Source organism: Megasphaera lornae (assembly GCF_000214495.1).
Classification (GTDB): Bacteria; Bacillota; Negativicutes; order Veillonellales; family Megasphaeraceae; genus Megasphaera; species Megasphaera lornae.
In genome coordinates, this window is sequence record NZ_AFIJ01000027.1 from 1 (window position 1) to 12,043 (window position 12,043).

9 protein-coding genes are annotated in these 12,043 nt (G+C 53.8%); 2 read left to right on the forward strand and 7 right to left on the reverse strand.

The genetic code is table 11. The features are described 5' to 3' along the window. The coding region (locus tag HMPREF1039_RS03865) for a DMT family transporter (protein ID WP_007391098.1) at nt 1–772 on the reverse strand (772 nt) is incomplete at its 3' end. A gap of 188 nt (nt 773–960) precedes the next feature. On the opposite strand from HMPREF1039_RS03865, the gene HMPREF1039_RS03870 reads away from it, so the two are divergent. Beyond that, nucleotides 961–1,191, forward strand: coding sequence for a hypothetical protein (locus HMPREF1039_RS03870; RefSeq protein ID WP_007391096.1), 231 nt, complete (start codon nt 961–963; stop codon nt 1,189–1,191). A gap of 50 nt (nt 1,192–1,241) precedes the next feature. Here the strand turns inward: HMPREF1039_RS03870 and gltB are convergent, their stop codons facing one another. From gltB to HMPREF1039_RS03890, 4 genes are all read right to left on the reverse strand, one after another. After that, complete coding sequence (gene gltB, locus HMPREF1039_RS03875) at nt 1,242–5,807, reverse strand: glutamate synthase large subunit (protein WP_007391093.1); 4,566 nt, start codon at nt 5,805–5,807, stop codon at nt 1,242–1,244. A 171-nt stretch (nt 5,808–5,978) separates the two neighbouring features. After that, nucleotides 5,979–6,686: a uracil-DNA glycosylase gene (locus tag HMPREF1039_RS03880; RefSeq protein ID WP_007391097.1), complete on the reverse strand. Its 708-nt coding sequence runs from the start codon at nt 6,684–6,686 to the stop codon at nt 5,979–5,981. Nucleotides 6,687–6,698: 12 nt separating this feature from the next. Further along, nucleotides 6,699–8,303 carry an ArnT family glycosyltransferase gene (locus HMPREF1039_RS03885; RefSeq protein WP_007391102.1) on the reverse strand — a complete coding sequence of 535 codons (1,605 nt, stop codon included), beginning with the start codon at nt 8,301–8,303 and terminating at the stop codon, nt 6,699–6,701. An 11-nt stretch (nt 8,304–8,314) separates the two neighbouring features. Further along, a complete protein-coding gene (locus tag HMPREF1039_RS03890; RefSeq protein ID WP_007391099.1) occupies nt 8,315–10,459 on the reverse strand; it encodes a VTT domain-containing protein in 2,145 nt (714 codons plus the stop codon). A 166-nt stretch (nt 10,460–10,625) separates the two neighbouring features. On the opposite strand from HMPREF1039_RS03890, the gene HMPREF1039_RS03895 reads away from it, so the two are divergent. After that, entirely contained in the window at nt 10,626–11,345 is a 720-nt protein-coding gene (locus HMPREF1039_RS03895; RefSeq protein ID WP_007391094.1) for an MgtC/SapB family protein, read from the forward strand. A 69-nt stretch (nt 11,346–11,414) separates the two neighbouring features. On the opposite strand, the gene HMPREF1039_RS03900 is transcribed toward HMPREF1039_RS03895, so the two are convergent. Further along, nucleotides 11,415–11,654, reverse strand: a complete 240-nt coding sequence (locus HMPREF1039_RS03900) for a DUF2922 domain-containing protein (protein WP_007391101.1) — start codon at nt 11,652–11,654, stop codon at nt 11,415–11,417. Between the two features lie 32 nt (nt 11,655–11,686). Beyond that, the coding region (locus HMPREF1039_RS08365; protein WP_235720030.1) for a DUF1659 domain-containing protein at nt 11,687–12,043 on the reverse strand (357 nt) is incomplete at its 5' end.

Sequence of the window (12,043 nt, forward strand, 5' to 3'; positions counted from 1 at the left end):
CCAAGGTACCCATGAGGGTACCTTTTAAAGGACCTATATCACAGACGCCCTGAATAAAAAAGGAAAAGGAAATGACCGTGCCGACAATAATGATAAAGGCGACGGCCGTCCAACCCGCTTGATCCAATACGGGAAACGCGCGCCACAGGCGTAAGGTGAAGGTCAGCAGCAGGCCGCCGAAGATCATAGCTACGGCATTGACGGGCGGCGCTTCCCATTGCCAAGCCAAGCCTTGGGACAGGGTCGGGAAAATGACGGCGCCGACGGCGGCCGCCAAGCCCCAAAACAGACCTTTTCCGGACAGGACCATGGAGGCGGGATTGCCGTCGGTGGCGGCCAAATACACGCCGGCCACGGCTAAGAGGATAGCCAGTAATTCCCGATTTTTCGGCCGCCGACGAAAGCGGACGGCCAAGTACAGCGATAAAAAGACGACGCATAAGGTTTGTAAAATCGTAGCGGTACCGGAATTGGAATATTTAATAGAGGACAAGTAGGAATATTGACAGAGAATGAGACCGAAAACGGTCATAAGGATCAGTTTTTTCAAACTTGTCGGATCGCGGAGCATGCAGCCGATTTTTCGGTGTTTTTTCGGTAAAATTAAAAACAGCAGCAAAAAGCCGGCACAAATCATACGAATGGCGGAAAGCCAAGCCGGATCTACGGGGTAGTGCATGAATAAAAACTGGCTCACGGCTCCGTTCAGACCCCATGTAATCGCGCCGACGGCGCAACAGATAAAGCCTCGTTGGTAATGGGTGTGCATCATAAGGAACCTCCTGTACGGGTAACTATAGGAACGACGAGCGGGTCTCGTTGATGTTAGTATATAATACGGATGTGGCAGGTGCAAGAAAAAGAACACGATAACATAAACGGATACGGATGTGCCGGTGTTGCAAAAATCGCAAGATAGGGTACAATAGGAAGAGAATCGGGACAGGAAAGGAAAAGGCTATGAAACGAAGGGAAGCGATACAGGGCACGGCGGCCCTGATTCTGTTTTTATTCGCCGTTTTATTCGATTTTTCGTTTATTCCGCAATGGTCGGCCCGGCTGCCGCATGAATCGTGGCGATTATTATGGCATATTGCCCGTATCCGAGAAATCATGGGCGCATTGGCCGTATTAAATATTATCGGGCTGGTTTCGTTGCGCACTGTGCGGCGAAAACTGCAGATACTGTAGAGAAGATACAAAAAGAGAGGGTCGTGTAACGACCCTCTTTTTTTTTTGCGTTACTTATTTTTCGGCGGTTTGCCGTGTTTTTCGGTAAAGGCGATCTGTTTGGCTTCGTCTTCCGTATGGCCGGCCTTTTCCGCCGCCGCAATAAGCTGCAGCATTTCTTCATAGGCCGCGGGAATGACTTTGGTAATATGAGAGAGTGTAGTTTTCCAATTTTTCAGTAACGCCTTGCCGTGGACACTGCGAGTATATTGGACATGTTTTTCCAGTAAGCGCCGCAATTCTTCCTGTTCTTCCGGGGCGGTTACGGCCTGTAAATGCACCAATTCCCGGTTGCAGCGATGGGGATCCAAATCATAGACATAGGCGACGCCTCCGGACATGCCGGCGGCGAAATTTCGCCCTGTAGGCCCTAAAATCAATACAGTGCCGCCGGTCATGTATTCACAGCCGTGATTGCCCACGCCTTCCGTCACGGCGGTCATGCCGCTGTTGCGGACGCAGAACCGTTCCCCCGCACAGCCGTCGATATAGGCTTCGCCGGAGGTGGCGCCGTAAAATGCGACATTGCCGATAATAATATTGTCCGCCGCTTTAAAGGAGGCGGTCGCCGGCGGCGACACGATGATTTTACCGCCGCATAAGCCCTTGCCGACGTAGTCGTTGGCATCGCCTTCCAAGGTTAAGGTCAGCCCTTGCGGAATAAAGGCGCCGAAACTTTGCCCGGCGGAACCGACAAAGGCCAGCTTGATCGTATCTTCCGGCAAGTGGTGTTGCCCGTATTTCCGAATAATTTCACTGCCCAACAGCGTTCCCGTTACGCGGTCCGTGTTTTTTATGCGCAGTCTGGCGCGAATACATTTTTTATGTTCCAAGGCCGGCCGACACATGCGGATCAGTTTGGCGGCATCCAGCGTATTCGCCAAGGCATGGTTTTGCGGTACTAAACAACGATGGCCGGTGCGGCTGTCCGTGTACGGGCGGAAGAGCAAGTGTTTCAAATTGACCGTACGCGCTTTCCGATGATGCGTCTGCTCTTTTTGTTTCAAGCAATCATACCGCCCGATCATTTCATCTAAAGTGCGGAATCCCAGGCGGGCCATAATTTCGCGGAGATCTTGGGCAATAAATTTCAGCAAATTTATAATATATTCCGGTTTTCCCCGGAAGTTTTTCCGCAACCGTTCATCTTGGGTGCAAATGCCGAAAGGACAGGTGTTGCGATGGCACACGCGCAACATGTGACAGCCTATGGCCAGTAAAGGCGCCGTACTGAAGCCGTAGGTTTCCGCCCCCAACAAGGCGGCTACGGCGACGTCGCGACCGGTCAATAATTTTCCGTCTACGCCCAAGGTTACCCGATCGCGCAGTTTATTCAGCAATAAGGTTTGCTGCACTTCGGCCAGGCCGATTTCCCACGGCAGCCCGGCATGGCGTAAACTCGTACGCGGCGAAGCGCCCGTACCGCCGTCGTAGCCGCTGATAATAATTTTATCGGCTTTGGCTTTGACCACGCCGGCGGCAATGGTGCCGATTCCCGAACCGGATGTTAACTTGACGCTGATGGCGGCCTGACGGTTGGCATTTTTTAAATCGAAAATCAATTCGGACAAATCTTCAATCGAATAGACATCATGATGGGGCGGCGGCGAAATGAGGGCGACGCCTGTTGTGGCATGTCGCGTTTTCGCAATGGCGGGATAGACTTTATTGCCCGGCAGATGGCCGCCTTCTCCGGGTTTGGCCCCTTGGGAACATTTTATTTGTAATTCATCGGCATGAATGAGATATTCGCCGGTTACGCCGAACCGTGCCGAGGCGACCTGCTTAATGCGGTCATTGGTTACCGTTGCAAAGCGGTCGGCATCTTCGCCGCCTTCGCCGGTATTGCTCATGCCGCCCAGACGATTCATGGCGGCGGCGACGCATTCGTGCGCTTCCTTACTGAGGGCGCCGTAACTCATGGCGCCGGAATGAAAGCGGCTTACGATTTGTTCGGTCGTTTCCACTTCTTCAATGGGAATACTGCAGCCGGCAGGATAGACAAAGGACAAGAGATCGCGAATGCGGAATAAGGCGTCCGTATTGACCCGGCGGGCATATTCCTTATAGAGGGCATAGTCATTCGTTTGACATGCCTTTTGTAATAAGGAAATCGTTTCGGGCGGCAGAATATGAGGGTGTCCCCCTTGGCGATAGTGATAAAAATCGCCGGCTTCCAACCGATCTTCCCGTTGCAGCGCCTGCGTATGCCGCAAGGCATTTTCTTCGGCAATTTCCGTCAGGGTCAAGCCTTCTATGGGAGAGGGCGTGCCGGTAAAATAGCGGTCAATCACTTCGCGACTGATGCCGACGGCCGAAAAAATTTGGGCGCCGTGATAACTTTGGACGGTCGAAATCCCCATTTTGGACATGACCGACAAGATGCCGTTTGTCGCCGCCTGTAAATAATTTTCCCGGGCTTCGGCGGGACGGAGAGCGCCTAATTTTTTATGATTGGCCAAATCTTTGACCGCTTCCAGGGCGACATACGGGTTCACGGCAGTAATGCCGTAGCCGATGAGCGTGCAGAAATGGTGAATTTCCCGCGGTTCTCCCGATTCCAAAATCAGGCCCACATCTGAACGCACGGCTTTTTTTATGAGAAAATGATGCAGGGCGGCCGTAGCCAGCAGCGCCGGCACGGCGGTCATGCGGGAATTGACGCCGCGGTCGGAGAGGACAATAATATTCGCGCCCTTGCGCAAGGCTTTCAAGGCATCGATACATAAGGATTCCAAGGCCGTTTCCAGGCCTTCCGTACCGCTGTTGACGGGGTAGAGAATCGAAATGACGGCAGTACGCAAGGTAGCGGTTTGCAACGATTTTATGACGGCCATTTCCTCATTGGTCAAGAGGGGACGTTTCAAATATAACGCGGCCGTGCCCTGTTCATCGGGATCCATAATGTTGGCGACATTGCCGGCCATAATGGAAGAGGACATGACGGTCTTTTCCCGTACGCCGTCAATGGCGGGATTGGTGACTTGGGCAAAATTTTCCTGAAAATAATCATACAGTAAATGCGGCTGTTCGCTGAGAATGGGCAAGGCCGTATCTATGCCCATAGAGTCCATCGGCTGGCGTCCGTCGCGAGCCATGGGCAGTAAAATCTTATGAATATCTTCCTGCGTATATCCGAAAATCTTTTCCTGTTCCTGTAAATCGTACGGCACTACCGTATCCCCGTCCGGGGTTGTGCGTGGGGGCAGCAGGGAATCCAGGGGCGTAATATGCTTGTTATACCATTCGGCATAAGGATGTTCTCCGGCGATTTGATGTTTTATTTCATCATCACTGATAATGCGCTGTTGCTGCGTATCGACCAGGAGCATTTTGCCCGGTTCCAGGCGCCCTTTGCAAACAATATTGGCAGGATCTACGGGCACGACGCCGACTTCGGAGCTGGCAATGACGCGATCATCTTTGGTCACATAATACCGTCCCGGGCGCAGGCCGTTCCGGTCCAACATGCCGCCGATGACGATGCCGTCACAAAAGCCGATGGCGGCGGGCCCGTCCCACGGTTCCAACATGAAATTATGATAGCGATAAAAATCCTGTTTTTCTTTGGTCATTAAGCTGTTATGTTCCCACGGTTCGGGAATCATCATCATCATCGCCTGCGGGAGCGAATGGCCGGTCATATATAAGTATTCCAGACAGTTATCGAACATGGACGAATCGCTTCCCGTATCGTCGACGACGGGAAAGACTTTTTCCAAGTTGGGGAAAAACGGCGATTTGGCCTTGCCTTCCCGGGCATTTAACCAGCTGATGTTGCCCCGGACCGTATTAATTTCCCCGTTATGTACAATATACCGATTCGGATGCGCCCGCGCCCAACTGGGAAAGGTGTTGGTGCTGAACCGGGAATGAACCAGCGCCATGGCGGTAGTAAAATCCAGGTCGGATAAATCCAAATAAAAATGACGCAATTGGACGGACGTCAACATGCCTTTATAGACGATGGTTCGGGAAGAAAGGCCGGCAATATAAAAATCCGTCCCGGCCTGTTGACTTTCCGGAATGATTTCTTTTTCCGCCAGTTTGCGAATAATGTATAATTTTCGTTCAAAATCCATACCGGCCGGAATGTTGTCCGGCTTTTTTATGAATACTTGTAAAAAATGGGGCCGAATGGTTTTGGCAATGCTGCCGATCAGACTTTCGTCCACCGGGACATCGCGCCACCCCAGAATGGATAAGCCTTCCCGGTGAACGATGCGGGCAAAATGCTCCTGTTGTCGGCGGCGAAACTGTTCGTAGCGATGGGCGAAGATCATGCCGACGCCGTATTCGCCGGCCGGCGGCAGGGAAAATCCCAGCACCCGACATTCCCGTCGGAAAAAGCGGTGCGGAATCTGTACCAGAATGCCGGCACCGTCGCCGCTTTGGGCATCGGCACCTTCGGCACCGCGGTGTTTCAAATTTTCTAAAATGGTCAAGGCGTCGTCTATAATATCATAGGAAGCCTTGCCTTTTATGTGGGCTACGAAGCCGATACCGCAGGCATCATGCTCATAGGCGGGATCATACAATCCCTGCGGTTGCGGCAAGTCGCGCAGTTTATTATACATAACGAATCCCCCTTATACTATAATAAAAGAACCCGCATCCATATACCTGAAAACGGGTCCGGTAGTGTATGTATTTCATTATATACAAACTATACGGGAAAAACAATATTATTTTATAAATATATTGTATACAAATAAAAACATAAAGAAAAAATGCATACATATTTAAAATCATAAATGTCCGTCCCTTTCTTCCTGCAGCCGGCGGGCAAACTGGCGGCGAAATACGGCGCCGCCGCCGTTGGCGGGATGACGCAGCGATCGGGCCGGGATACCTGCGGTTGCCAAGGCGGCGGCCGCTTTTTTGCCGATGGCGGCGATGACGGGAGGGGACGGGAAGAGGGCCAGCAGCGCTTCGGTAAACTGCAGGCCCGCCCGCAATTCCGCGCCGGTCGGCGTACGATTGGAAAAGGGAGTGTCCCCGTACGGATGAAAGGGAAACATGTTCCACAGGATAACCTCATACGGCGGCAGGCCGCTGTCGGCGATGGCGCCCCAGACATAGGTATCGGTAGGTTCATTCAGGCCCGCCCGGCGTTGGGCGTCATTCGTAAGAAAAGCGCTCGTCGGCAGACTGGTGCGGCGCCCGGGACGGGGCAGAATCATTTCCGGCCGCACGCGGGGATGGGCGCCCAAGAGCATGCGTTCGCACGTGAGGGCAATGCCGCTGAACCGGCAGCCCTGATAGCCGGCGGCTTCGGCAATGAGCAAATACGATGCCCGGGGCAGGCGGCTTTCCAAATAGGACGCTAATTGTTCGCGACGAATGCGCGGCGCTTCCGGGCCTATATCGCAGCGGGGATCGTACATACGCCACGGATTAAAGGTGCGGTCGCCGGTATACTGTTGTAACCGATCAAGCCAGGCAGTAAGGGTCATGAGAACCTCCTATCAAGTCGTATATAAGGTGTAGTTGCCGAAGGTTTCGGCATGCGAAAACTGCGGATAGAGCGCGGAACGTTTAAAGACGTCGTCCCGGGAGGCCGGCACCAGAATGGATACGGAGTGCTTGCGACGCAAGCGGGCCAGCAGGGACGATTCCGTTTCTTTGGGATACACATATTTTTTATTCCATACGGCCCGGCGCCCGGGAGAGGCCGGGGTATCCTGCGGGATCAGGCAGGTCGCCGGATGGCCCGTATAGTACACAAAAGAGGTGGGATAGGTGTGAAAGAAATAGAGGTCGCCTTGGATGCGACTCACGCAGGGCGTGAGGGTAACGGCGGAACGATACGTATAAAACGGCACACATACTTGCCGGATCAGCAGAATATACATGACGACCGTGCCGGCGGTTACCAAATACGGCAGCGCGGGAAAGGCTTTTTTGGCCTGTCCTATTCCCAGCAGGACGGTCATTATTACTAAGAAGACCGTAAACGTATGTAAGGACGGCAGGGCGAAAGTGCGGGGATGATAGGTTTGTGCCGCTATGGCCAAGGCCAGCCAAAAAATGGCGGTCGGTACGGTGAGGCAGAACCACGCTTTTTCCCGACCCCGGTCCATGAGGCGATCCAGGGCCCGGGCCCCGAAGAGGAGCAGGGGCATATCGGCAAGGTAGGAATAGGTGGGATATTTGGTCGCCATGGCCGTATAAAACAGCACTGTTCCCACGATCCAGACGGTAGCATAGACCGGTGCGTCCCGGCGACCGCGTTCCCGCCACCAGCCGTAGAAACAGGGGCCGCTCCAAGGCAGCAGACTCAGCGGTACGAGCAGAAAATAATAGTACCACACATTATATTCGGGATGTTCCGAAACGGTGGCGCGGGTGACATTGTTAAACAGCAAAAAGCCGTTAATAAAATCCTGCCCGTGCACGAGATACATCGGCACATACCAGGCGCCGCCGAGGAGCAAAAAGAGCAGGATGCCTTGCCACGTAAACAGCCGTCGCAAGTACACGCGGTTGCGTTGACAAAGGCAAAAGACGAGCAGGAAGATGCCCGGTAACACCAGGCCGACGGGCCCTTTGGTCAGGACGGCTCCGGCAGCCAGCACATAGGCGCCCGTCATGTATCCTTTGCGGCCTTCCGTCAGGGCGATATAGGCACACAGCAACGTGCCGCACATAAAGAAAAATAAAGGCTGGTCCGTAATAATCGAATGGCTGATGAACCAACATTCCAGCGACGTGCTCAAGAGTGCGGCCAGGAGTAAGGCCGGCCGCCAACGTCCGGACTGCCGATGCAGGTACCAGGCCCCCAAGACGACCGTCGCGGCGCCGAAGAAGGCGCCGGGAAGACGGGCGGCAAAATCGGTAATGCCGAAAAGACTGTAAGAGAGATATAACAACCAATAAATAAAAATCGGTTTATCGTACCAATACAGCCCGTAAATTTGCGGCGAAAGCCAATCACCGTGCCGGAGCATTTCTTTGGCCGTCAAGGCGTAATTGGCTTCGACCGGATCGGTTACGGGCAGGGACGCATTGCCGATGATAAAGAACAGGAAGCAGACCAGTCCCAAGAGTAATAATTTTATACGAGTATGCATAGCGGACTCCTTCAGTGATTGGTGACAATAAGCTGCGTCGCCGTTTCCTGCACAATGCGGAATCGGGCAGCCTCGTTGCGGGTGCGGCACAATGTACGCCACGTCGTTTTGCGCAGCACAATATAGACACGTTGCGGTTGCCGTTGTATGGCCGATAGCGGCAAATCGGCCGGCGTTTTCCACTCTTTGCCGTACACGCCGCTATAGAAGGTTACGCCGGGATGCAGAAATTTTTCTATATATATTTCGGTTCCCGGTTGGGCCGGCGGTCGGACATAACGGGCCAGCGGGGCGGACGTCAAGGTTGTCGCCAGGGGCGGCATGAGCAGGCCGTTGACCGCCAGTGCCAGCGCCAACATGCCGCAGACGGTCAGGGCGAAGGCCGCTTTGGCACGGGCCGGTCGCAGCCAAAGCAGGGCGGCAAGCAGGAGGGTACTGCCGAGCAGGGTGGCGATGACGTGCAGGGCCGGACGAAAGACGACATCGGCGCCGTGCAGGGGGAAGGCATTGGCCCCCAATAGGAGCAGCCCCGGAAGGAGCGCCGAAAGAATCGTGCTCAGCGAGCGTTTACCGGCGTCGAAGCGGTCCCGGAAAAACCATCCCAACAGGAGGGCGCACGGCGGGAACATGGGAGCGATATACGTGACCAACTGGGTCTTGGAGAGGGAGAAAAAGATAAAAATAAAGGCGGCCCAAAGTACGCAAAAATACAGGGCATCGCGATAGACACCCGCCCGTTTTCGCAGCTGCACCAGGGCCGGTATCAACCCGGCACTCCAGGGCAGCAAACCGACGGCCAGAACGGGGATAAAAAAGAACACACTGTTGCGTCCGGGATGTTCCGGCGCGGCAAAGCGGGTAATATTGTGATAGCCGATAAAGGTCTGTAAAAATGCGTCGCCGTGGGTATGATACATGAGCACATACCAGGGAAGCCCCACGAGCAGGGCTAGGAGAATACCCGAGAACAGTTTCATTTCCCGCAATTGTCGCAGGCGGCGCATCGTCAGCAGGTAGAGCAGGACAATGAGGGCCGGAAAGGCGTAGCCTATGGGCCCTTTGGCCAATACGGCCAAGCCGCAGAAAATATATGCCCGGTAATATTGCTTTTCATAAAAGCCGAGCAGGGCGACAGTCAAGGTGAATACTAACGCCGTGTCCGTAATCGCCGCATGCCCGATATACCAAAACCCGAGAGAAGAAGCCAAAATCATGGCGCTCGTATAGGCGATGGCGGGGTTGAAAATTTTTTTGCCGCGATAATATACATATAATACCGTGGCGAACGCCATGCAGGCGCCGGGCAGACGGGATGTCAGGTCGGAAATGCCGAAGAGGCGATACGACAGCATTTCCAGCCAATAAAACAAGGGCGGTTTATCATACCAAAACATGCCGAAAATACGCGGCGAAAGCCAGTCTTTCGCGGCCAGCATTTCACGGGCCGTTTCGCCGTATACCGGCTCATCCGGATCCGTTAAGGGAAAGGCGCCTAAAAAAGAAAAGAAAATGACGGCGCTGAACACGGCCAGCGAGAGACTGTAGCGATGGGCATATAAAAACCGCGACCACGCCGGCGGCAGCCCCCGTTTGATGAGGAAGATGACACCCGCCGCGAGACAAAGCAGGACCACAATCAGCACGAAGAGATGATTATATTGTACGAGATTGTGCCAGTGAGAGCCCAAGAGCGAACCGGCCCATACTAACAATAACGTCCACGGAATGGTCCCGATGACGGAAAAGAAGACAAATTTTCCGAACGGATACCGCGCCACGCCGGCAGGGAAGGAAATAAAGGTACGTATGCCGGGCAGACAACGGCCGACCACGACGGCGATGCCGCCGTATTTGGCGAACAACCGCTCGGCCAGCGCGAATTTTTTTTCGTTGAAAAAAATATACTTACCGTACTTCAATAATAACGGCCGCCCGCCGTACAAGCCGAGGCCGTAACTGATGACGGACCCGGCAATGCCGCCGGCGCAGGCAATGAAAAAAGCCGTCCAAAAGGTGAACACGTGTTGCGAAATAAGAAATCCGGCAAAGCCCAAAATGACTTCGCTGGGCACGGGAATGTTGGCGTTTTCCGCGGCCATCGCCACAAACAGCGAAACATACCCGTAGGATTCCATAAGGTGTAATAATGTATCCAATGTAAGCACTCCTGTTCCTGTACCGATACTGCAGTATAATGCATGACTATAATACCATAGTTTGGGAAGGGAAGGAAAATAAAATTGCCGAATCGGCGGCGGGCTATTTCCCTTCTTTTCCGTAAAGCGTATAATAAAAGCAATGCGGAGGAAGGGAGAGCTGCGTATGATTACGACGGAAGAAAGCATTATTCGGTTATGTATCGCCCTGGTATTGGGCGCCGTCATCGGTTACGAACGACAGGCGCAAAACAAATCGGCCGGGTTGCGTACCCATACCTTGGTGTGTATCGGGTCCTGCTTATGTATGATTGTGTCCGTCAATGTGGCCATGAGCTATTACTTCGGCTACGGGTATCACAATTCCGACCCGGAACGCATTGCGGCGCAAGTCGTTTCGGGCGTCGGCTTTTTGGGCGCCGGGACGATTCTGGCCAATCAAAAAGCCCGCAATGTGCAGGGCCTGACTACGGCCGCGACAATTTGGGTCGTGGCGGCGGTCGGCTTGGTGACCGGCGCCGGGTATTTAGCGGTGGCCATTGTGGCGACGGTGTTGATCTTTTTGGTCCTAACCGTGTTTATACGGGTGGATACGCTGTTGACGGAACGGTGTCGCAAGTACTACATTTTGCAAGTGGCCATGAAAAATACGGTCGGTCAGTCGCGCCGTATGACGGCCTTTTTTGCGGAAGAAAAAATTAATGTAGAATCGTTTCAGGCCTTATCGGGCGAAGAAGGACCGCTGGCGGAATTTACGGTGCGTATTTCCTATATCGGTCGGTTGCAGGAAAGCGATATTATCGGCAAATTATTGGCCCTGAAAGGGGTGTCGAAGGCGGAAATCGTACCGGAAGAGACGAAAGAATCCGCCGCCGGCCCTCAATAACCGAGCGCGTCGGGGGACGGCAAAAAAAGACAGGCTCGTGGCGGCAGGAACCTGTCTTTTGTTGTTTTTTTAGTGCGCGTCGGGGGTCGTCAACTTGCGTACGCTGCGTTGGACAACGGCCGCATCTTTCAAGGCCCGGAAGCGGTCCTCACCGATGGCGAACACATCGGCCGCCAACAGGGCGTTTACGCCGGCGTCCACGTCGGCGCGGGACAAGCCGTCTTTCGGTTCGCGCAGGCTGTAGCGCGCGATTTTTCCCTGTTCCGTCACAAAGGACAGGGCCAGGGTGGTTACGGTTTTTTCTTCCATGGTTTCACCTCCTTTCCTGTAGGCGTCATGATTTACGCTTCGATTTTCGTGTCCACTACCATGTGCACGGCGGCCAGGTCGCCTTTTTGCAAGGCGCTCACCGCTTTGGCCGCTGTGTACACGTTGGCGGCCTCGGCACCGTTGCGAAGTTTGCTCATGGTGAATGTACGGGATTTGCCGTCACGATTCATAATGACCTTCATTTTGGCGTTTACTTGTTGCGTATGCATCGTTTCACCTCCTTTGGCGGCCGGTATACGGCGCGCTTTTTTTTTGTACGTACCGGGGAGAAGACGGTCGGGACGCGACGTCTTGTCGGGAAAACGGTTCCGGCGCTTTTTACAGGCACTTGGATTGCGTTCCGGTCGGACCGTAGGACAGGCCCCGCA